The sequence below is a fragment of the Serratia sp. CY47280 genome (genome assembly GCF_052168655.1).
Taxonomy (GTDB): Bacteria; Pseudomonadota; Gammaproteobacteria; order Enterobacterales; family Enterobacteriaceae; genus Serratia; species Serratia bockelmannii.
In genome coordinates this window covers 337,647-359,505 of sequence record NZ_JBJNMG010000002.1, presented here as the reverse complement: position 1 = coordinate 359,505, position 21,859 = coordinate 337,647, and the positions used below count along the sequence as shown (strand labels likewise).

Genomic DNA, 21,859 nt, shown 5'->3' with positions numbered 1-21,859 from the left:
TCACCGGGGGCTTTTTTATTACTGTCGCGGCTGCTGCGCCATCGCCTCGTTCACCGCGTCCAGCCGTTCCTGCATCGCCGGATGGGTGCTGAGCCAGGCAGGCAGCACCCAGTCATCGGTCTTTTCTCGTTCAGGCGCCTGCGCCAACGCGCGATAGATCGCCGCCATTTCCGCCAGCGAACGCCCCTGGCGCTGCATTTCCGCTATCGCAAACGCATCGGCCTCACGCTCCATCCCGCGAGAAAACTGCATCTCATTCACGAAGGACGCGGACTGCAGCAACGTGTCGCCGATGCCGCTGACGTCACCCGTCATCCACATCAGCGTCAACGCCACCAGTGACGAACGCACCAGCATGCGCATCGGATGACGATAAGCGTGATGCCCCATTTCGTGCAGCATCACCGCCGCCAAGCCATCGTCGTTTTTCGACAAAGTGACCAGCTCATCGCTGAGCACCAGCGTGCCGTCTGGCAACATAAAGGCGTTCGGCGCACCGGGCGCCGCCATCAACTTCAGCGACAGCGGCGTGCGCTCCTGGCGCATCTCAGGCGGCGTCACCTGCCGGAACAGCTGTTGCAACGCCTGCTGCCTCTCGACCGGGAGTGCGGAGGGCGCGAAGCCGCTCTGGTCCAAAAACGTCTGTGTATGCTCGCCCAGCGTCTGTTCCACCGAGGTGGGGATGCGCATAGCGATCTCGCTGCTCGCCCACGGCAGCACCACGTAAACGTAAGCCACTACCGCCAGCAGCGTCATCAGCAGCGCTAAGGCAACGCCGCGTTTATGGCGTTCCAGGCGATGTACCCACCCCGGCGAACGGCGCTGATAGAACCAGCGGCGAAAGGCCGCATCGTCATCCGGCACAAAGCGCGCACCGTCGCTAAAGGTGAGCGTCAGCGGAATATTGCCCAGCGCGGCAGAAACGGTGATGTCCGCCAGCGGGATGTAACGCTGTTCATCCTGCCGCTGCAGCGTCACGCCTTCGCCGCTTTCGTTCACCAGTAAACGGGCCGCCTCACGTGCGGCCCGCCCCGGCAATTGATAAGCGCCTTCAAGGATCATCGGCGCCTCAGAAGCTGCCGCCCAGATCCAGCGCCTGCACCGCTTCTTCGGCCACCGCGCTGTTGGCAGTTTCCTGATGCGCAGTAATGTTCAGCAGCGCCAAATCGCCTTCAACCGCCGTGCAAGCCGCCAGATAACGGGCATGGCGCACTTCCGCCACCGGCGCCGCCAAACCGAGCGAGAACAGGGTAATCAGGGTATTGGTGATCAACAATCCCATGTACGGCATCGTTTTCATTGAGGAATGCAGCTTGATGTCGCCGTTCAGCCTTGCCTGGTTAAACAGGTAGTTGCGTTGGGCGACAACCTGGTAACTGCTGGCCACCAGGGCGCCGATCAGCAGCACCACCATCATCAGCAGCAGGCTGCTGATATTGTCCAGCACCAGCACATCAATGGCTTCATTGGTCAACATGCCCATCAACACCATCTGATAGAGGGTAAAGAAGAACGAACCGATGCACACCAGCGCGACCAACATGAACGGCAGGAATATGAGCAGGCCAACCAAGGCAAATTTGATAAAGGCCGATTTCTTCAGTTCGGCAATAAACGGTGTCTTCCCGAAAAACAGGTTATTAACGTACAAGTCATGCTGCAGTGCGCTAATAATGCCGTTTACCGCCGCAAATGCCGGCACGGCCAAAATCAGCGTCAGCACCAGCATAAAAGCAATGGCGTTGATGCTGCCAAGACCGCTGCCAATGCCGAGCAAGACGATCAGACCGACATACAGCCCGATAATCAGCAATAACGGGCAGAACAGTAAAGCCCAATAGGCGCGCCCGGTGCGGCAGACATAATTAAAACGCACGCCGCGATAGCTCGACATAATCGCATTGTAACGCCAGCTGCGGATAACGATCCACGGCAACAGGGCAAGCAACACCAGCAAAGCCAGCAGCCCCAGCAGAGGCGTTATCGCCAGCAAGATATAAAACACGATGATGCCGCCGATCACCAACAGCCGCCCTTTCAGAATTTGCAGCGGTTGTGCATGATAATCGAAACGATCGCCGTCCAATTCCGTGTTGCCGTAAAAATAGCGACGACGACGCACCGTCGCCCAGGCGGAATAGATGCCCAGGGTCAGAGCCGTCAATAACGCGTTGACTAACCAAATAGCGAAGTACTCACCACCTTTCCCATGGAATTTAATCCGGTGCAGCCCCAGCGGCTGCGAGGTATTACTTGTCATAATTCTTTCGTCCTGAAAGGAATAGGTCATACCACTCCCCGCTTATTCGTCATGCGGAGTTTGTGGAATAAAAAAGCGTCTTATATAAGCACAATGCCGAGAGCGGTGACAATTATTCTTTTATTAAATAGGAATAATGCGAAGACGGTCGCTTAATGATTTAATAAGCCTATTAACTGTAGGCCTTAAATTGACAGGAGATATAAAAATTTAAGATAAATAGAAAAGGGCCCGCTGGCGAGCCCTTCTTTACGCGATTAACCGCGGCGCGCTTTCACCGCCGCCGCCAGATCGCGCAGCACGGTTTCGGTATCCTGCCAGCCGATGCAGCCGTCGGTGACGCTCTTGCCGTAAACCAGCGGTTCGCCGCTTTCGAGGCTCTGGTTGCCTTCCACCAGATGGCTTTCGATCATCACGCCGATAATCGCTTTTTCACCGCCGCCAATTTGCCCGCAAACATCGGCGCTCACGTCCATCTGCTTTTTGAACTGTTTGCTGCTGTTGGCATGGCTGAAGTCGATCATCACCTGCGCCGGCAGCCCGGCTTTGCTCAGACCGGCTTTGACGTCCTTCACGTGCGCCGCGCTGTAGTTCGGCTCTTTGCCGCCGCGCAGGATAATGTGGCAGTCGCCGTTGCCGCTGGTGTTAACAATCGCCGAGTGGCCCCATTTAGTCACCGAGAGGAAGCAGTGCGGCGCGCCGGCGGCGTTGATAGCGTCGATCGCCACCTTGATGGTGCCGTCGGTGCCGTTCTTGAAGCCAACCGGGCAAGAGAGGCCGGAAGCCAGTTCACGGTGCACCTGCGATTCCGTGGTGCGCGCGCCGATGGCACCCCAGCTCATCAGATCCGCCAGGTACTGCGGCGTGATCATGTCGAGGAATTCGCCGGCGGCCGGCAGCCCGCTGTCGTTGATCTCCACCAGCAGCTTGCGCGCCAGGCGCAGGCCGTCGTTGATGTTGAAGCTGTTGTCCATTTGCGGATCGTTGATCAGGCCTTTCCAGCCCACGGTGGTGCGCGGTTTTTCGAAGTACACGCGCATCACCACTTCCAGCTCGCCGCTCAGTTCTTCACGCAGCGCCAGCAGGCGCCCCGCGTACTCTTTGGCGGCTTGGGTATCATGGATGGAGCAAGGGCCAATCACCACCAGCAGGCGATCGTCGCTGCCGCGGAGGATATTGTGAATTGCGCTGCGGGCCTGGGACACCGTCTTTGCCGCGCGTTCAGTGGCCGGGAATTTCTCCAGCAAAGCCACCGGCGGCAGGAGTTCCTTAATATCATTAATGCGTAAATCGTCGTTTTGGTAATTCATAGCTTTTCCATTCGGTATCGTGGGGTATTTCGCAGTGCGTAACGGTGTAGATCCCAACAATCTAGCCTGTGAGAATGGCGCTGTAAATCACCTTTGCCCCCCACCGCTGGAACCGCCAAATTAACAGCAGATTGTGCTGTTTCATCTGGCGAGCGCAGAGCCTCCTTTTTCGCTATGCTAGCGATCAGAATATAAAGTGACCCGAGTTGAACATGCCCTCTCTGCTATTAGTTGATGACCACCCGGTGGTTCATGTCGCACTGGAAGCGGCGCTAATGAAATCATCCCGTCCCTACCACCTGCAGGCGGCACAGGATGACGTACAGGCGCTGGCCCTGCTGGCCGAGGCCGCTTTTGGCCTGGTGATCCTGGATATCGGCCTGCCGCAGGCCGACGGGCTGCAGCTGTTGAAAAAAATCCGCCGCCGCTATCCGCAACAAAAAATCCTGATCTATACCGCGCAGGAAGCCGATGTCTATGCGCGCATGGCGCATGCCGCCGGCGCCGACGGTTTCGTCAATAAAGGCAGCTCGCTGGCGGAGTTGGTGCAGGCGATCGAGCAGGTGCTGGACGGTGAAACCCGCTTCCCCGCCGCCGCGCTGGCCGAAGAGCCGCCGACGGCGGACGGCGGGCAGCTCACCCCCAAGGAGCTCGAGGTGCTGGGCTTGCTGAGCCAGGGGCTGTCCAACCTGCAGATCGCCGACCGGCTGCACATCAGCAACAAGACCGTCAGCACGCACAAAAAAAACATCCAGCGTAAAACCGGCGCCGGCAACCTGCTGGAGCTGGTGGCGGTGTTTAAAGAGCTGGCGCCATGATGCGCCGCGCCCTGCTGCTGCTGATCCTGTGGTGCGGCCTGGCGCAGGCGGCGGAGCCGGTGCGCTATCAGTTGGTCAGCAACCTGAATACCCCCGAGAACATGCTGATCGTCGGCGAGAAAAATCCCTGGCGCGATCGCACGCTGCGCGTCGGCATCATCAGTGAGAACACCAGCCCATACAACATCATCGTGGACGACGATCTGTATGGGCTGAACGCCGACTACCTCGGCTATATTCAGCAGGTGACCGGCATCCGCTTCGCCATTTACGGCTTCGCCGACCTGACGCAGCTGGAGCAGGCGCTGCACGACGGCAAGGTCGATCTGCTGTACGGCATCCCGCAGAGTGAAGCGCTGCACGGGCTGGAGATCTCTCAGCCCTACTACGTCAGCAATCTGCGCGTATTGCGCGATCGCAGCAACGATCGGCCGGTGATGCTCAATTCCGCCAACGCCCGCGTCGCGATCGGCGCGCTGACCGACATGCAGTCCGGCGGCGCCCTGCAGGCGGTGGCATCGCAGATCCAGCGCTACGACAACAACCTGCAGGCGGTCTATTCGCTGCTCAACGGCAGCAGCGACTACTTTATCGCCGACGAGGCCAGCGCCAGCTTTATCATCGACCAGCTGCAGCTCGGCCAGCTCTATCAGATTGAAAGCAACGAGAACCTGGGCAACCTCTCCTTCGTGTTCGCCGCCGCCGATCCGCGCCTGATAGACACGCTGGACACCGCCATCGCCGACGCGCCGATGGAGCTGATGAATGCCCTGCAGAGCCGCTGGAGCAAAAAGATCCCCAGCTACCTCGACACCGGCAATGCCGATCTGACGGCGATGGAGAAAAACTGGGTGGCGAGCCACCGCGTGGTTTACTACGCCGCCATCGAGAACAACTTCCCGTTCGCCTACCGCGGCTCCGACGGCCAGCCGCGTGGCTACGCCATCGACATTCTCAACATCATCGCGCAAAACACCGGACTGCGTTTCGCGCCGCTGTGGGCGCGCAACGCCGAGCAGGCCGATGAGCTGGTGCAGTCCGGCCAGGCCAGCTTCCGCGCCGCCCTGCCGCTGGCGCGCGGCGTCAAGGCGCGCTACGGCGCCAGCATGCCGATCCACCGTTCGCTGTGGGGCGTTTACATCGGCCAATACGCCAACGGCATCTCAACCTGGAGCGATTTGGCCGGTAAGCGCATCGGCGTGCTGCAGGGCGATTTGGCGCAGGGGCTGGTACCGGAACAGGAGCAGACCGTCAGCTTCGCCGACAGCAAGTCGATGTACGACGCGCTGGCCAACGGCCAGTTGGATGCGCTGGTGGATAACGTCATTTCCGCCAACTTTTTGGCGCTGTCGCGCTATTCCGGCGCCATCAAACTGGCCTTCGCCGCCAACAATATCCCCTATCCGGTGGCCTTCGGCGTGCGTCGCGATCAGACGCTGCTACTGGCAATCCTCGATAAGAACCTGATGCAGATCCCGGCGGACACCCTGCAATCGCTGCGCGACGAGTGGATCGTCGATCGCAGCAACCTGATCGATGCGGTGAACGATAACCGCATGCCACCGCAGACTACCTGGCTGCTGGCGCTGCTGGCCGCCGCCACCGTGCTGCTGTTGGCGCTGACGCTGCGCCGTTTCATGCTGCAGCGCCGTGAAAAACGCGAACGCGAAGAGCTCGAGCAGGCGCGCCGCCGCGCCGAAGCGGAAAACCGCATGAAGAGCAAATTCCTCGCCACCGTCAGCCACGAGTTGCGCACGCCGATGCACGCCATCCTCGGCCTGCTGGAACTGGAGCTCAAACGCCAACCCGCGCAGGAAGGCCTGCCGGTGATATACAGCTCGGCCTCTTCGCTGCTCAACCTGCTCAACGACCTGCAGGATCACGCTCGGCTGGAAACCGGTTCGCTGACGCTGGCGCCGAAACCGGTGGCGCTGCGCCCCTGGGTCGCGCGCATCGACGCCCTCTACCGGCCGCTGATCGGCGAACGGCCGTTGACGCTGAGCGTAGTGGCGGATCCGGCGCTGCCGGAGGCGGTGATTATTGATGGTGAGCGTTTACTTCAGGTGGCTAATAACTTGATAAACAACGCGATAAAGTTCACGCCGCGCGGCACCATTCAGGTCGAGGTCGGCTGGCACGCGCAGGATGAGCGGCAGGGGGAATTGCATCTGACGGTGAACGACAGCGGCTGCGGCATCGCCGCCGATGAGATAGGCAAGCTGTTCCAACCGTTTTACCGTGCACGCGGCGCGCAACGCATCTCGGTGCAGGGCACCGGTTTGGGGCTGTCGATCTGCAAAGAAATCGTCGAACAGATGGGCGGCCGCATCGAACTGCACTCGCAGCCGGGCGTCGGTACCCGTGTCAAGGTCGCGATACCGGTCGAGCTGAGCGGCGCGCTGCCGGCTGTCGCCCCGGCAGAGCGCACCTTTGCTCTGCCGTCTTCCGCCTTACGTACCGCGCTGATCGACGATCATCCCACCAATCTGTTGCTGATGGAACGCCAACTGCGCCACTTCGGATTACAGCCGGCCCGCTTCGAACAAGGCTATGCGCTGCTGAAGGCCCAGCGCCGACAGCCGTTCGATCTGCTGTTTATCGACTATAACATGCCGCGCCCGGACGGCCTGACGCTGGCCAGACTGATCCGACGCGACGAACAGCGGCTGCAGCGCCCGCCTTGCCGCATCGTGCTCTGCTCGGCAGACGTGCAGGAGTTTACCCGCATCCCGCCGGGGCTGGTGGCGATCGACCACTTCCTGACCAAACCGATTTCACTGGCGGCGATCGGCCAGGTATTGGCTCAACAGCCGCAGGCTCAGGAAGAAAAGTCAGTCCTTACTGACCTGCGGCAAACGCTGGCCGAAATGGCGGGTGGCGATCGCGCCATGCTGCAGCGGCTGGCGCAGACGCTCGGCGATACGCTGCGGCAAGACCGGCAGCGGCTCGCAGACGCCGTCGACGCGCACGACTGGCCGCGCCTGGAGCAGGCGGCGCACCGCATCAAGGGCAGCCTGCTGATGCTGCAGCTGCCGGAAGCCGCGCAGCTGTGCCAGCAGTTGGTGGATACCGCACGTCGGGGCGAGCTTGCCGCCGCCGCTTATACTAAATTAAAGGCGTTAGTGGCGCAGATAGAACCGGAGCTGGACGCTCTGCTCGCCGCCGCCCCCTCTTTCGCTATGCATAAGGATGAATAATGTCGGACACTCCACACGTACACCTGCCGAAAGACAGTAATAGTAAACGCCTACTGACCGCTTTTTTAGTCACCGCGGTCTTTATGGTGGCCGAGGTGGTCGGCGGCCTGTTGTCCGGCTCGCTGGCGCTGTTAGCCGATGCCGGCCACATGCTGACCGATGCCGCCGCGCTGCTGGTGGCGCTGATGGCGGTGCACTTTTCCCAGCGCAAGCCCAACGCGCGCCATACCTTCGGCTATCTGCGCCTCACTACCCTGGCGGCTTTCCTCAACGCCGCGGCGCTGCTGGTGATCGTGGTATTCATCCTGTGGGAGGCGATACGGCGTTTCTTCGAACCACAGCCGGTGATGGGTACTCCGATGCTGATCATCGCCATAGCGGGGCTGCTGGCGAACCTGTTCGCCTTCTGGCTGCTGCATCGCGGCAGCGAAGAGAAAAATATCAACGTGAGGGCGGCCGCGCTGCATGTGTTGGGCGACCTGCTCGGCTCGGTGGGCGCCATCGTCGCCGCCATCGTCATTCTTGCCACCGGCTGGACGCCGATTGACCCGATCCTGTCGGTGCTGGTCTCCTGTCTGGTGCTGCGCAGCGCCTGGCGACTGCTGAAGGAGAGTTTCCACGAACTGTTGGAAGGCACGCCGCAGGAGATCGACATCGCCAAGCTGCAAAAAGACCTGTGCCTGAATATCCCGGAAGTGCGCAACATCCACCACGTACACGTCTGGCAGATTGGCGACCAGAAGCTGATGACGCTGCATGCGCAGGTGATCCCGCCGCATGACCACGATGGGCTGTTGCAACGCATTCAGGCTTATCTGTTGGAACACTACAAAATTGGCCACGTGACCATTCAGATGGAGTACCAGCACTGCGAGACGCCGGACTGCGGTATCAACCGGGCGCCGGAGCCGAGTGAACACTCACATGCCGAAGCGCATTCCCATCTGGGACATCGCCACTAAGCCAAGAGGGCGCCACCACGGCGCCCTCTGCGTTGTTACGGAGCGGAAGATAACGGATTGGAATGGTTGCGCCCGGCGCTCTTGATCCACAGCCAGGAGCCGTTCAGGGCGATCAGCGTCAGAATGACGTACTCCAGCGCCATCGCGTACACCCCTTGGTAGGCGAAGATCGCCACGCTGATGACATCAATAACCACCCACAGCAGCCAGTTTTCCACGTACTTGCGCGTCATCAGGATCATCGCCACGATGGAGAGCACCATCATCGCCGAATCCCAAAACGGGAACGCGTCCGGCTGCAGCTCAGGCATCTGCACGTTCAGCCCCAGCCCTTGCATCACCGCCACCGCAACCTGCGTCAGCCAGGCGAACACGCGGTCGATGTTAAAGGTCATCAGGCCGATGCCGATGACGCAGACCGCCACCCAGGCCAACGCTTTCGGCAGCGGCAGCCAGCGGATCTGCAGCTCGGCCTGATTATCCTGGGTCTGGCGGCTCCAGGCATACCAACCGTAAATATTGGCGCCGAAGAAAAACAGCTGCAGCAGCAGGCTGGCGTACAGCTGGATCTGGAAGAAAATCACCGCGAACAGCGTGACGTTGATCAGGCCGAACAGGTAGTTGATGATTTTTTCCTTGCTGGCGTACCAGATGCACAGCAACCCGAACAATGTGCCGATAGCTTCGATCCACGACAGATCGTAACCGCCTGCACCAAGCGGAATGTGCACCAGAATATTGCTGGTACTGAAAAAGCTCATGAGGTCATCCTTTTAAACGGTTAAGCGTTGCCTTTAACCTGCATCTTAAGCTGAGCGGCGAAATCCAGCATGCGATTCAGCGGCACCAGCGCCTTCTCACGCAGCGCGGCGTCCACGTGGATCTCATGCTGCGCGCCCCCCTGCTCCAGCCCTTCGGCAATTGCCTTCAGGCCATTCATCGCCATCCACGGGCAATGCGCGCAGCTGCGGCAGGTCGCGCCTTCTCCGGCGGTCGGTGCTTCGAATAACTCTTTGTCCGGGCAGGCCTGCTGCATCTTGTAAAAGATACCGCGATCGGTGGCGACAATCAGCTGTTGATGCGGCAATGTTTTCGCCGCCTGGATCAGTTGGCTGGTAGAGCCCACCGCATCCGCCAGCTCGACCACCGCCTGAGGCGATTCGGGATGCACCAGGATCGCCGCCTGCGGATAAAGCGCCTTCATGCGCCGCAGCGCCTGGGTCTTGAACTCGTCATGGACAATGCAGGCGCCTTGCCAACACAACACGTCAGCGCCGGTCTGCTTCTGCACGTAGCTGCCGAGATGACGATCCGGCGCCCAGATGATCTTCTCGCCCAGGCTATCCAGATGCTCGATCAATTCGACGGCGATGCTGGAGGTCACCACCCAGTCAGCGCGCGCTTTGACCGCCGCCGAAGTGTTCGCATAGACCACCACGGTGCGATCGGGATGGCTGTCGCAAAACGCATGAAACTCCTCTTCCGGGCAGCCCAGATCCAGCGAACATTCGGCAAACAGCGTCGGCATCAGCACCTGCTTTTCCGGGCTGAGGATTTTGGCGGTTTCCCCCATGAAACGCACGCCGGCCACCAATAGCGTGGAAGCAGGATGCGCGCTGCCGAAGCGCGCCATTTCCAGCGAATCCGCCACGCAGCCGCCGGTTTCTTCCGCCAGCGCCTGGATTTCCGGATCGGTATAATAGTGGGCGACCATCACCGCATTGCGCTGCTTGAGCAGGGTTTTGATCTTCTCGCGATAAAAGGCTTTTTCGGCTACGTCCAGCGGTACCGGTTTAGGCGGGAAGGGATACACCGCCGCATTGACATCAAACATTTCACTCATCGCTGCAATCTCATGCTAGGCTGGGCGCCTGCCGCGTGAATATCGCCTACCGCAACGCCCTTAGTTTTATATACTAAACAAAATACCTAAAATCGCGCGAAAAGTCCGCTGATATTTTCAATTTTGCGCACTCAATGTTTAATAGATTAAAAACATAGGCATTAGCCGCGCAGTTCACAGCGGATTAACAGCCTGAGGAGAACGTATAGCCGTTCAGAAAAGAGCGGGATGATAGTCGGTGTCGTGTTGAAACGAGAAAGCAGCGGATTCAGATTGCGGTGATGCGGATACGAAAAAAGCGCCCAAAGGCGCTTTTTTTCTGAATGGGTGGGTCGTGCAGGATTGATTCGGCCTTTGGCCTCACCCTGCGGGCAACGCTGCGCGTTGTCGTATCGCTGCGCGATGCTCGAACCTGAACGCAGGATCTCACCCGCACGACTCAGTGGGCTATGTTGGCAAGAAGACGAGGTCAGGTTTGGATGTTACAGAAACGAAAAAAGCGCCCAAAGGCGCTTTTTTCTGAATGGGTGGGTCGTGCAGGATTGATTCGGCCTGTGACCTCACCCTACGGGCAACGCTGCGCGTTGTCGTATCGCTGCGCGATGCTCGAACCTGAACGCAGGATCTCACCCGCACGACTCAGTGGGCTATATCAGCAAGAAGATAAAGGTAGAGTCAGGTGGGCGCAGATGCGAAAAAAGCGCCAAAAGGCGCTTTTTTCTGAATTGGTGGGTCGTGCAGGATTGATTCGGCCTGTGACCTCACCCTACGGGCAACGCTGCGCGTTGTCGTATCGCTGCGCGATGCTCGAACCTGAACGCAGGATCTCACCCGCACGACTCAGAAGGCTATGTCAGCAAGAAGATAAAGGTAGAGTCAGGTGGCGCAGATGCGAAAAAAGCGCCAAAAGGCGCTTTTTTCTGAATTGGTGGGTCGTGCAGGATTCGAACCTGCGACCAATTGATTAAAAGTCAACTGCTCTACCAACTGAGCTAACGACCCGCAGTGTGGTGGGTGATGACGGGCTCGAACCGCCGACCCCCTCCGTGTAAAGGAGATGCTCTACCAACTGAGCTAATCACCCACTGCTGTGGTACTGCTATTTTCACTCTCAAAAAGTGGTGGGTCGTGCAGGATTCGAACCTGCGACCAATTGATTAAAAGTCAACTGCTCTACCAACTGAGCTAACGACCCACTGATGTGGTTTACTGCTGATGGCGAATAGGTTATTGGAACCGACTCGCGGAAAACAAGGATGGGGATGTTCAGGACAACTCGACGGGTACTCGACTCGGACCTTTACTTGCCACATCAAACCGATTCTGAAGCTGCCATTCTTAAAGAATGGTGGGTCGTGCAGGATAACTCGCCCTTGCGGGCCATCACCGGAGTGATGTTGTCTCGCTGCGCGAGACTCGAACCTTTACGGTTCTCATCCTTTACGATTCTCTATCGCAGCCATTCGCGAAGAATGGTGGGTCGTGCAGGATTCGAACCTGCGACCAATTGATTAAAAGTCAACTGCTCTACCAACTGAGCTAACGACCCATAACAGTGGTGGGTGATGACGGGCTCGAACCGCCGACCCCCTCCGTGTAAAGGAGATGCTCTACCAACTGAGCTAATCACCCACTGTTGTGGTTACTGCTACTTCAGAAATTGGTGGGTCGTGCAGGATGACTCGGCCTTTAGCCTCGCCCTGACGGGCCATCACTTCGTGATGTTATCCTTCCCGATTCCACTTCATTTCTTGCTTCAAAATTGGTGGGTCGTGCAGGATTCGAACCTGCGACCAATTGATTAAAAGTCAACTGCTCTACCAACTGAGCTAACGACCCAATTTCCCTGCCGCTTTAACATCTTGCAAGATGTCTTGGCAACGGCGGCATATATTACTAATTTATCTTGGCAGCGCAACCTAAATTTTTTACCGATGCGTTCAACTGCTTGTTCTTCACGCGAATGAGCCCAGAAATCGGTCAAATCGACTAACTTCTGGGCTCATTTTTCTGACTGTTAACCGCCTACGCGACTTTTCGCCTGTTTGGCCGCCGCACTGGTTGGGTATTGTTTAATCACCTGTTGGAACACGGCTTTGGCTTTATCGGCCTGCCCTTTCTCCTGCATGATGATACCCACCTTGTACATGGCGTCCGGCGCCTTCGGTGATTTAGCGTAATTCTTCACCACCACCGCAAAATAGTAGGCCGCGTCGTCTTTTTTACCCTTGTTGTAGAACAACTGACCCAGCCAATAATTGGCGTTGGGCTGATAGGTAGACTTCGGGTACTGTTTTACGAAGGACTGAAAGGCAGAAATCGCCTGGTCATACTGTTTTTTTTCCAGCGCCAGAGAAACAGCGGCGTTGTAGTCGCTGTTCTCATCACCGCCGCTCGGCGTTGCAGACGCGGCTGCAGGCGCGCTGCTGCCCGCATCGGAAGATGCGCCTGCGGCTGCCCCACCGGCAGTGCCCGCGGCCGCAGAGGCGCTCTGAGCGCCGCCCTGGCTGAGGCTATCCATCTGCTGATAGATTTGCTTCTGGCGTTCAACCACCTGATTCAACTGATACTGACTTTCCTGGATTTGCCCACGGAGAGAATCAATGTCGCGTTGGTTATCAGAGAGTTGTTGCTGGAGTTGGTTTAAAAGCTGGCCTTGAGCATTGCTGATGCGCTCAAGCGAGGTGACGCGGTCTTCGACCGAGCCGGAGCCGACATTACTGATTGGCGCTTGGGCAGTAGCGGCCCAGGGGGCCGCTACGCCAACCAGTAACGACAGACTCAACAGGTGACGTCTGAAGTTACTGTTCATGCGATTCTCTTAGTAAACCAGAACGGCACGACGGTTTTTAGCATAAGCCGCTTCGTCGTGGCCCAGTACTGCTGGTTTTTCTTTACCGTAAGAAACGATAGAGATCTGGTCAGCGGAAACGCCTTTACCCTGCAGGTACATTTTAACGGCGTTAGCACGGCGCTCACCCAGAGCGATGTTGTATTCCGGCGTGCCGCGTTCGTCAGCATGGCCTTCAACGGTCACTTTGTAAGACGGGTTGTTACGCAGGAATGCAGCGTGCGCGTCCAGCATCTGAGCGAATTCGGAGCTAACGTCATACTTGTCCAGGCCGAAGTAAACGATGTTGTTCTTCTGCAGTTCTTGCATCTGCAGACGAGCTTGTTCTTCGGAAGACAGGTTGCTGCTGCCGTTTTCCATACCAGTGCCAGCGCCCATACCAGATTGGTCGTTGTTCGCGCTTTTGTTAGAACTACAAGCTGCTACAGCCAGAACTGGCAGTGCCAGCAGAAGCCCTTTCAGCACTTTGTTCAGTTGCATTTCTTTGATCCTTTTATAGTTTGCCATACATATTTACACATGCATCACAGATACGGCGACCAGGCAGGGAATTTGACCTGTCCATCAGTTGCCGGAAGACGCGCTTTGAAACGCCCATCAGTTGACACCAACTGCAGCACGGAGCCCATACCTTGCGTGGAGCTATAGATCACCATGGTGCCGTTTGGCGCAATACTAGGCGTTTCATCCAGGAAGGTGCCGGTCAAAACCTGAACGGCGCCCGATCCAAGATCTTGTTTGGCGATGTGTTGTGCACCACTGTTGGTGCTCACCATCACCAGGAATTTACCGTCGGAGCTAACTTCAGAATCCTGGTTCTGAGAGCCTTCCCACGTCAGACGCTGTGCGGCACCGCCGCTGGCGCTGATTTTATAAATCTGCGGACGCCCGCCCTGGTCGGAGGTAAACGCCAGCGACTGGCCATCCGGGAACCAGGTCGGTTCGGTGTTGTTGTTGCGACCATCGGTCAGCTGCGTGATTTGGCCGGAGCCGAGGTTCATCACGTACAGGTTCAGGCTGCCGCTCTTGGACAGCGCGAACGCCAGCCTGCTGCCGTCCGGAGAGAACGCCGGCGCACCGTTGTGGCGCGGGAACGAGGCGATCTGGCGGATAGCGCCGTTAGCCAGGGTCTGTACCACCAGCGCGGAACGGCCGCTCTCGAAGGTCACGTAAGCCAGTTTGCTGCCGTCCGGCGACCAGGCCGGCGACATCAGCGGCTCAGGCGAACGGTGCACCGTGAACTGGTTGTAACCGTCGTAATCCGCTACGCGCAGCTCATACGGGAATTTCCCCCCGTTGGTCTGCACGACGTAGGCGATACGGGTACGGAACGCGCCCTTGATGCCGGTCAGCTTCTCGAACACTTCGTCGCTGGCGGTATGGGCAGAATAACGCAACCACTGTTTGGTCACTTTATACTGGTTCTGCGCCAATACGGTGCCCGGCGAACCCGAGGTGTCCACCAGCTGGTAGGAGATCAGGTAGCTGCCGTCGGCGCCAGGCTGAACCTGGCCGACAACCACGGCGTCGATGCCCAATGCAGTCCAGGCCGCCGGCGTCACTTCAGACGCGGAGGTCGGTTGCTGCGGCATGCGCGCCACGTCGATCGGGTTGAATTTGCCGCTGTTGCGCAGATCCGCGCCGACAATCTTGCCGATATCTTCCGGCGGCGTGCCTGGGCCCGCCCACTTAAACGGCACCACGCCAATCGGGCGAGCGGAGTCGACCCCTTGGGTGATTTCAATGCGAACTTCCGCGTGCAACACGGACGCCCACAGAATTAAAAAACCTAGCGCTACTCGAAATGCCTGCTTCATCTCATCTCCCTTATCCAGGCGGGATGCCTGCGATAAATTAGCAGAATTTTAACAAACCAACTTACGTAAAACTACATAATCCCTGTTGGTTACCTTAGTACATCCCTGTGATCTTACTCAGCTCAAACAACCATTATTAAGGTTTGAATTCAAGGGTAGCATTCTTAACATGCTGATAAACGGCATCGCTCGGCGGCTTCGGTATATGCGCCAACTTGGCGGCAGACACCGCGGCCTGGCACAATGCCGGATCGCCTCCCGCCGGTTGTACACTTATCAGCAGGCCGTCCGGCGCCAGCTTGATACGCAGGTCACAGGTTTTTCCGGCGAACGAACTGGCGTCATAGAACTTGCTTTCAATCGCGTTTTTAACCTGCCCAATATAACCATTGATATCCGCCCCGCTGGCGCCTGCCGCCTTGGCATTGCCCTGCCCGGCCGGTTTACCGTCACCTTTCGATTTGGCACCGCCGCCCTTCGGCGCGTTCTTGCCGTCCGCCAGGCCGCCAAACAGATCGCTAACTTCATCCGATTGTTTCGCAGCCTCAGCGGCGGCCTTCTTCTTGGCGTCCGCAGCGGCTTTCTTGGCTGCCGCAGCTTTCTCAGCGGCGGCCGCTTTCTTCTCTGCCTCAGCGGCAGCCTTCTTCTCGGCTTCCGCTGCGGCTTTTTTCTCGGCTTCAGCGGCCGCTTTCTTCTCCGCGGCCTCTGCGGCTTTTTGCTCTGCGGCGGCAGCTGCGGCTTTCTTCGCCTCTTCCGCCTGTTTCTTGGCGGCGGCAGCGGCGGCCGCTTCTTTCTTGGCTTCCGCTTCGGCTTTCTTCTGCGCGTCCGCCTGTGCCTTGGCGACCTTTTCCGCTTCGGCCTTCGCCTTGGCGGCGGCGGCTTCGGCGACCTTCTGTTGCTCTTTGGCCTTGGCTGCGGCGGCTTCCGCCGCTTTTTGCTGCTCGGCGGCCTGTTTCTGCTGCTCCGCTGCCTTCTGCTGTTGCTCAGCCTGCGCCTTGGCGTCCTGCGCAGCTTTCTCCTGCGCCGCCAAACGCTCTTTCTCCAGCTCCTTCAGGCGCTGCTGCTGCTCCGCCTGCTTCTGCTGAAGCTCTTCGGCCTGTTGCTCCGCCTTTTTCTGGCGCTGCTTCTCGGCACGCTGCGCATCGTTGCTCTGCTGCTGCTGGCGGTTGTATTGCTCCACCACCGCGCCAGGATCGACCATCACTGCGCCCACCACGGTGCCATCACCGCCACCGCCGGCGCCCATGTCGACCTTTTCCTGCAGCGATCCCCAAATCAGCAGGGCAATCAATATGAAGTGCAGAACGACCGAAACAATAACGGCGCGGTTCAGCTTATCGTTTTGCTCAGTTGCCTTTACCAAAATAGATTCCCAAAAACTGGTGTTGCTTATACGGGGTTCCTGGGCCACAGCGCAGGAACCGGGTTGCCGTTCGCCTTACGGTCAGATCGGCTGGGTCATCAGCCCCACGGAAGCTACGCCCGCCTGATGGAGAATATTCAATGCCTTGATAATCTCATCGTAAGGGACTTCCTTCGCACCGCCGATCAAAAAGACCGTTTTCGGGTTAGCCGCCAAACGCGACTTGGCTTCGGCCGCGACTTGCTCAGGCGGCAGCAGCTCCATACGGTTGTGATCCACCACCAGGGTGTATTGACCTACGCCGGAAACCTCAAGGATCACCGGCGGATTGTCATCGCTGGACACCGTTTTGGAATCGGTGGCGTCCGGCAGGTCAACCTCCACGCTCTGCGTGATGATTGGCGCGGTTGCCATAAAGATCAGCAGCAGCACCAGCAACACGTCGAGCAGCGGAACGATGTTAATTTCGGACTTCAGCTCGCGCCGACTACGTCCACGTACTCTCGCCATGCTACCTCCTACTTATTTGCTGTCGCTGGAGAAGGCCTGACGATGCAGAATAGCGGTGAACTCTTCCATAAAGTTGTCGTAATTCTGCTCAAGCTTGTTGACGCGCTGGTTGAGGCGGTTGTAGGCCATTACCGCCGGGATAGCGGCGAACAGACCGATCGCGGTGGCGATCAGCGCTTCGGCGATACCCGGCGCCACCATCTGCAGCGTGGCTTGCTTCACCGCGCCCAGCGCGATAAATGCATGCATGATCCCCCACACGGTGCCGAACAGGCCGATGTACGGGCTGATCGAACCGACGGTGCCGAGGAATGGAATATGGGTTTCCAGCGTTTCCAGCTCGCGGTTCATCGAAATGCGCATCGCGCGCGACGCCCCTTCGATCACCGACTCCGGCGCATGGTTGTTGGCGCGGTGCAGGCGGGCGAACTCTTTGAAGCCGGAATGGAAGATCTGCTCGGAACCGGTCAGGCTATCGCGACGCGCCTGACTTTCCTGGTACAGACGGGAAAGCTCGATACCGGACCAGAATTTGTCTTCAAAGGCTTCGGCGTCACGCGTCGCCGCATTGAGGATGCGGGTGCGCTGAATGATGATCGCCCAAGAAGCTACCGAGAAGCATATCAAAATCAACATGATAAGCTTAACCAGCAGGCTCGCCTTCAAGAATAAATCTAGGATGTTCATGTCAGTCACTGCTTAAACTCCGCGACAATAGACTTAGGAAGCGCTCTTGGCTTCATTTGGTGTGGATCAATACAGGCAATCAGGACATCTGCCTGGCTCAGTAGGGCCCCGTCAGAATTGACAATGCGTTGAGCAAACGTGAGAGAAGCCCCGCGCAGACAGGTGATTTCACTCTGGACTTCCAGTTGCTCGTCGAGACGAGCCGGAGCCAGATAATCCACCGTCATGCGCCGGACGACAAAAGCGACTTGTTCACTGAGCAGCTGCTGTTGATGAAAGTTGTGCTGACGCAGCATCTCTGTGCGCGCTCTTTCAAAAAAGGCGACGTAGCGGGCGTGATAGACCACACCACTGGCATCGGTATCCTCGTAGTAAACGCGAACCGGCCATCGAAACAACGTATTACTCACTCTACTTCCCAGCAATGCAATTTAACGCTGCTACTATACGCAAGACGGATCGGGTTGGGAATGGGTTACAAGATGGGAATGAAAATAATTATGGGCCGTGAGGGCCCATAACAAGGGGACATCGGGGAGATTATAAAGAAACGTAAAGTAATCCTGCGAACAAGATCACAATGGCGGGAAGCGGCGCGAAAAAAGCGCGCCAGACGCTGCGCTGCGGGCGGAATCCGAAACCGTGGATCACCCCGGCGCACACCGCCCAAATCAGCAACAGCCCTTCCCAAATCTCCAGCGAGCTGGTTTTGGCGGCGAAACGCGTCGGATCCCAGAACACGCACCCCGCCAAAATCAACGCCAGCACCAGGGAAAGGGCCCGGATCGGGCCCTTGTCGGTGACAGCGTACAGCTTGTCAATCACGGACGAGCTCATCACTTACCGTCTTGCTGAGCTTTGGTCGCTTCGCTCTGCTCAAGCGCCAGCGCCGTGATAATGCCGAAGGCGCAGGCAAGAAGCGTTCCGAGAATCCAGGCAAAATACCACATGGTTTAGCTCCTTATCCTTAGTACAGCGAATGCTTGTTGTTTTCGATGTAGTTCTTGTCGAGGCGACCGAACATTTTGTAGTACGACCAGCTGGTGTACGCCAAAACGATAGGCACGAAGATCGCAGCCACGACGGTCATCACTTTCAGCGTCAACAGGCTCGAGGTCGCATCCCACATGGTCAGGCTGACGTTAGGCACAGTGCTCGACGGCATCACGAACGGGAACATGGTGACCCCGGCGGTGAGGATGACGCAGGCGATGGTCAACGACGAGGTGACGAACGCCAGCGCGCCCTTCTCCAGACGCGAGAACAGGATGGTGAACAACGGCAGCACTACGCCCAGTGCAGGCAAGGCCCACAGCAGCGGATACTTGTTGAAGTTGATCAGCCAAGCACCGGCCTGATGCGCCACTTCTTTACGCATCGGGTTGGATTCCGCCAGGGTGTCCAACGCCGACGTCACAACGAAGCCGTCGATGCCTTTCACCAGCCATACGCCCGCCAGCAGGAAACATACCGCCATGATCAGCGTCGCGATCTGTGCCGCAGCGCGTGAACGCAGGTGGATCTCGCCGGTGGTGCGCATTTGCAGGTAGGTCGCGCCCTGAGTGACCAGCATGGTCAGGCTGACCACGCCCGCCAACAGACCGAACGGGTTCAGCAGTTGGAAGAAGTTGCCGGTGTAGAACAGGCGCATGTACTCGTCCATGTGGAACGGCACGCCCTGCAGCAGGTTACCGAACGCCACGCCGAATACCACTGCAGGCACGAAGGAGCCGATGAAGATGCCCCAGTCCCACATGTTGCGCCAGCGGCTGCTCTCCAGCTTGGAGCGGTAGTCGAAACCGACCGGGCGGAAGAACAAGGCGGCCAGCACCAGGATCATGGCGACGTAGAAGCCGGAGAAGGCCGCTGCGTAGACCATCGGCCAGGCGGCGAACAGCGCGCCGCCGGCGGTGATCAGCCACACCTGGTTACCGTCCCAGTGCGGGGCGATGGAGTTGATCATCACCCGGCGCTCGGTATCGGTTTTCCCGATGATGCGCACCAGAATGCCGACGCCCATGTCGAAACCGTCGGTGACGGCGAAGCCGATCAGCAGTACGCCAACCAGGACCCACCAAATAAATCGCAGTACTTCATAGTCAAACATACGTGGACTCCTGTTTAGCGCGCTTCCTGCACGGCGGCAGTCGGTTGTTCAAAGTGATAGCGGCCGGTTTTCAGGCTGCTTGGACCCAGACGCGCAAACTTAAACATCAGGTACAATTCAGCCACCAGGAACAGGGTGTACAAGCCGCAGATCAGCCCCATTGAGAACAGAATGTCGCCCGCGGTCAGCGAAGAGTTGGCGACCGCCGTCGGCAGCACCTCACCAATCGCCCACGGTTGACGGCCGTATTCCGCCACGAACCAACCCGACTCGATCGCGATCCAAGGCAGCGGCAAACCGTACAGCGCCGCGCGGTGCAGCCATTTTTTCTGGCCGATGCGGCCGCGGATCACGTTCCAGAACGACAGGCCGATGATCAACAGCATGATCACGCCACAGGCCACCATGATGCGGAAGGCGAAGTACAGCGGCGCCACGCGCGGAATGGAGTCCTTGGTCGCCAGCTGGATTTGCGCTTCCGTCGCGTCGGTGACGTTCGGGGTATAGCGCTTCAGCAGCATGCCGTAGCCCAGGTCTTGCTTGGTTTTGTTGAATTCGGCACGCACCGCAGGATCGGTATTGCCGCCGCGCAGCTCTTCCAGCAGCTGGTAGGCTTTCATCCCGTTGCGGATACGCACTTCATGCTGCGCCATCAGATCTTTCAGGCCGGTGACCTGAGTGTCCGTGGAGCGGGTGGCGATCAGGCCAAGCGCATACGGGATCTGAATAGAGAAGGAGTTTTCCATCTTGTCCTGATCGGGAATGCCGAACAGGGTGAAGGAGGCCGGCGCCGGCTGAGTGTCCCATTCCGCTTCGATAGCGGCCAGTTTGGTTTTCTGCACGTCGCCCATTTCGTAGCCGGATTCATCACCCAGAACGATAACGGACAGAATGGCAGCCATACCAAAGCTGGCAGCGATGGCGAAGGAGCGCTTGGCAAAGGCGATGTCGCGGCCTTTCAGCAGATAGTAGGAACTGATACCCAGCACGAACATCGCGCCGCAGGTGTAGCCGGAAGCCACGGTGTGAACGAATTTCACCTGCGCAACCGGGTTAAGCACCAGTTCGGAGAAGCTGACCATCTCCATGCGCATGGTTTCGAAGTTGAAATCCGAAGCGATCGGGTTCTGCATCCAGCCGTTGGCGACCAGGATCCACAGCGCGGACAGGTTGGAGCCGAGAGCCACGAACCAGGTTACCGCCATGTGCTGCACCTTGCTCAGACGATCCCAGCCGAAGAAGAACAGGCCGACCAGCGTCGATTCAAGGAAGAACGCCATCAGACCTTCGATAGCCAGAGGGGCCCCGAAGATATCGCCGACGTAGTGAGAGAAATACGACCAGTTAGTCCCGAACTGGAACTCCATGGTCAAACCGGTGGCCACACCCAGAGCAAAGTTAATCGCAAATAACTTTCCCCAGAATTTGGTCATGTCTTTATAAATTTGTTTGCCAGACAGGACATATACCGTTTCCATAATTGCCAGCAAGAACGCCATACCGAGCGTTAATGGGACAAATAAGAAATGGTACATCGCCGTTAAAGCAAACTGTAAGCGCGACAGTTCGACAATATCAAACATCTTGACTCCTTGCTCCTCGCAGGAAGACTCCGACACGCGGTTATCGGCACGCTTCTTTCAAAGCTGCCAGTAACGCCCCGCAGTGAATGCCCTTAAACACAACAAATTTGATCCAGCTTCTCCGCTTTCAACCGCACACTCGGCCAATAGCCCCTCGGGCCCTCGACAAGCACGCCACTGAAAACCGACAACGGGTAACAAATGCAACAAGATCAACCATCCATAATCACAACATGGATGATACTCGCCCAATCCCACACAATAAATAGGTTTTTACGTGACGTGGGTTAGACTTTTGGTTACAGGTCAAATCTTAGCCGAAAGAGGTACTTCGGGCTAATTTGATCTGAGACAATTTAAGCCTATCCGCATCTTATTTCCATATTCATCAGCACATTTCGCGTAATTTTCTTAGGGTCATGTTGCGCAATGGTTTAATTGTTTTTTAATGATATTTTTGTGTTAAATAAATGTAATTTAAAAGAGCCGCCATTGTATTATTACGCGCTTATTATGCGACATAATTAACCTTTTATTTCCAATAAGCCGTG

Annotated in this window: 19 protein-coding genes, 6 tRNA genes and 4 other RNA genes; 3 read left to right on the top strand and 26 right to left on the bottom strand. The window is 57.7% G+C overall.

Translation table 11 applies throughout. The features are described from left to right. Positions 1-18 precede the first annotated feature (18 nt). From ACJ8J4_RS11120 to aroG, 3 genes are all read right to left on the bottom strand, one after another. A complete protein-coding gene (locus ACJ8J4_RS11120; RefSeq protein ID WP_197835215.1) occupies positions 19-1,062 on the bottom strand; it encodes a M48 family metallopeptidase in 1,044 nt (347 codons plus the stop codon). 7 nt (positions 1,063-1,069) lie between these two features. Further along, positions 1,070-2,260 carry a YjgN family protein gene (locus ACJ8J4_RS11115; protein WP_049208997.1) on the bottom strand — a complete coding sequence of 397 codons (1,191 nt, stop codon included), beginning with the start codon at positions 2,258-2,260 and terminating at the stop codon, positions 1,070-1,072. A gap of 257 nt (positions 2,261-2,517) precedes the next feature. Then, a complete protein-coding gene (aroG, locus tag ACJ8J4_RS11110; RefSeq protein ID WP_025301893.1) occupies positions 2,518-3,570 on the bottom strand; it encodes a 3-deoxy-7-phosphoheptulonate synthase AroG in 1,053 nt (350 codons plus the stop codon). 212 nt (positions 3,571-3,782) lie between these two features. Here aroG and ACJ8J4_RS11105 point away from each other — a divergent pair, with 212 nt between their 5' ends. Genes ACJ8J4_RS11105 through zitB form a run of 3 tightly spaced genes read left to right on the top strand, consistent with a single transcriptional unit; the run spans position 3,783 to position 8,547 of the window. Then, positions 3,783-4,388: a response regulator transcription factor gene (locus tag ACJ8J4_RS11105; RefSeq protein ID WP_089180635.1), complete on the top strand. Its 606-nt coding sequence runs from the start codon at positions 3,783-3,785 to the stop codon at positions 4,386-4,388. Continuing rightward, positions 4,385-7,585 carry an ATP-binding protein gene (locus ACJ8J4_RS11100; protein ID WP_264383871.1) on the top strand — a complete coding sequence of 1,067 codons (3,201 nt, stop codon included), beginning with the start codon at positions 4,385-4,387 and terminating at the stop codon, positions 7,583-7,585. The genes ACJ8J4_RS11105 and ACJ8J4_RS11100 overlap by 4 nt, the downstream gene beginning before the upstream one ends. Further along, the gene (gene zitB / locus ACJ8J4_RS11095) at positions 7,585-8,547 is read left to right on the top strand and encodes a CDF family zinc transporter ZitB (RefSeq protein WP_049208985.1); all 963 of its coding nucleotides are present in this window, start codon (positions 7,585-7,587) and stop codon (positions 8,545-8,547) included. Before ACJ8J4_RS11100 ends, zitB begins: the two co-directional genes overlap by 1 nt. A gap of 35 nt (positions 8,548-8,582) precedes the next feature. On the opposite strand, the gene pnuC is transcribed toward zitB, so the two are convergent. From pnuC to cydA, 23 genes are all read right to left on the bottom strand, one after another. Further along, on the bottom strand, positions 8,583-9,308 hold the full coding sequence (pnuC, locus tag ACJ8J4_RS11090) for a nicotinamide riboside transporter PnuC (RefSeq protein WP_049295176.1): 726 nt from the start codon (positions 9,306-9,308) through the stop codon (positions 8,583-8,585). A gap of 20 nt (positions 9,309-9,328) precedes the next feature. Beyond that, positions 9,329-10,390, bottom strand: a complete 1,062-nt coding sequence (gene nadA / locus ACJ8J4_RS11085) for a quinolinate synthase NadA (RefSeq protein WP_015376982.1) — start codon at positions 10,388-10,390, stop codon at positions 9,329-9,331. 325 nt (positions 10,391-10,715) lie between these two features. Continuing rightward, positions 10,716-10,840: non-coding RNA, RtT sRNA (locus ACJ8J4_RS11080), on the bottom strand. Between the two features lie 75 nt (positions 10,841-10,915). Beyond that, positions 10,916-11,040, bottom strand: a non-coding RNA gene (locus ACJ8J4_RS11075) — RtT sRNA. Between the two features lie 76 nt (positions 11,041-11,116). Next, positions 11,117-11,241: non-coding RNA, RtT sRNA (locus ACJ8J4_RS11070), on the bottom strand. A gap of 75 nt (positions 11,242-11,316) precedes the next feature. Next, positions 11,317-11,392, bottom strand: a tRNA-Lys gene (locus tag ACJ8J4_RS11065). Positions 11,393-11,398: 6 nt separating this feature from the next. Continuing rightward, positions 11,399-11,474: transfer RNA gene (locus ACJ8J4_RS11060), tRNA-Val, on the bottom strand. A gap of 35 nt (positions 11,475-11,509) precedes the next feature. Then, positions 11,510-11,585: transfer RNA gene (locus ACJ8J4_RS11055), tRNA-Lys, on the bottom strand. Positions 11,586-11,736: 151 nt separating this feature from the next. Then, a non-coding RNA gene (locus ACJ8J4_RS11050) (RtT sRNA) lies at positions 11,737-11,848 on the bottom strand. Between the two features lie 15 nt (positions 11,849-11,863). After that, positions 11,864-11,939, bottom strand: a tRNA-Lys gene (locus tag ACJ8J4_RS11045). Between the two features lie 7 nt (positions 11,940-11,946). Then, positions 11,947-12,022: transfer RNA gene (locus ACJ8J4_RS11040), tRNA-Val, on the bottom strand. A gap of 131 nt (positions 12,023-12,153) precedes the next feature. Beyond that, positions 12,154-12,229, bottom strand: a tRNA-Lys gene (locus ACJ8J4_RS11035). Positions 12,230-12,407: 178 nt separating this feature from the next. Continuing rightward, a complete protein-coding gene (gene cpoB, locus ACJ8J4_RS11030) occupies positions 12,408-13,202 on the bottom strand; it encodes a cell division protein CpoB (protein ID WP_025301888.1) in 795 nt (264 codons plus the stop codon). A 9-nt stretch (positions 13,203-13,211) separates the two neighbouring features. Beyond that, a complete protein-coding gene (gene pal, locus ACJ8J4_RS11025; protein ID WP_025160033.1) occupies positions 13,212-13,721 on the bottom strand; it encodes a peptidoglycan-associated lipoprotein Pal in 510 nt (169 codons plus the stop codon). Between the two features lie 44 nt (positions 13,722-13,765). Next, positions 13,766-15,058, bottom strand: coding sequence for a Tol-Pal system beta propeller repeat protein TolB (tolB, locus tag ACJ8J4_RS11020; protein WP_025301887.1), 1,293 nt, complete (start codon positions 15,056-15,058; stop codon positions 13,766-13,768). 136 nt (positions 15,059-15,194) lie between these two features. Continuing rightward, a complete protein-coding gene (gene tolA / locus ACJ8J4_RS11015) occupies positions 15,195-16,421 on the bottom strand; it encodes a cell envelope integrity protein TolA (protein WP_025301886.1) in 1,227 nt (408 codons plus the stop codon). A gap of 81 nt (positions 16,422-16,502) precedes the next feature. Further along, complete coding sequence (gene tolR / locus ACJ8J4_RS11010; RefSeq protein WP_004939859.1) at positions 16,503-16,931, bottom strand: colicin uptake protein TolR; 429 nt, start codon at positions 16,929-16,931, stop codon at positions 16,503-16,505. A 12-nt stretch (positions 16,932-16,943) separates the two neighbouring features. Next, entirely contained in the window at positions 16,944-17,627 is a 684-nt protein-coding gene (gene tolQ, locus ACJ8J4_RS11005; protein WP_004939862.1) for a Tol-Pal system protein TolQ, read from the bottom strand. Further along, positions 17,624-18,028, bottom strand: coding sequence for a tol-pal system-associated acyl-CoA thioesterase (ybgC, locus tag ACJ8J4_RS11000; protein ID WP_025160034.1), 405 nt, complete (start codon positions 18,026-18,028; stop codon positions 17,624-17,626). The genes tolQ and ybgC overlap by 4 nt, the downstream gene beginning before the upstream one ends. A gap of 130 nt (positions 18,029-18,158) precedes the next feature. Continuing rightward, complete coding sequence (gene ybgE, locus ACJ8J4_RS10995) at positions 18,159-18,455, bottom strand: cyd operon protein YbgE (protein ID WP_025301885.1); 297 nt, start codon at positions 18,453-18,455, stop codon at positions 18,159-18,161. Continuing rightward, the gene (cydX, locus tag ACJ8J4_RS10990) at positions 18,455-18,568 is read right to left on the bottom strand and encodes a cytochrome bd-I oxidase subunit CydX (protein ID WP_004939868.1); all 114 of its coding nucleotides are present in this window, start codon (positions 18,566-18,568) and stop codon (positions 18,455-18,457) included. Before cydX ends, ybgE begins: the two co-directional genes overlap by 1 nt. Before the next feature lie 17 nt (positions 18,569-18,585). Further along, positions 18,586-19,725, bottom strand: coding sequence for a cytochrome d ubiquinol oxidase subunit II (gene cydB / locus ACJ8J4_RS10985; protein WP_019454033.1), 1,140 nt, complete (start codon positions 19,723-19,725; stop codon positions 18,586-18,588). A 14-nt stretch (positions 19,726-19,739) separates the two neighbouring features. Next, positions 19,740-21,308, bottom strand: coding sequence for a cytochrome ubiquinol oxidase subunit I (gene cydA, locus ACJ8J4_RS10980; protein WP_019454034.1), 1,569 nt, complete (start codon positions 21,306-21,308; stop codon positions 19,740-19,742). Positions 21,309-21,859 lie beyond the last annotated feature (551 nt).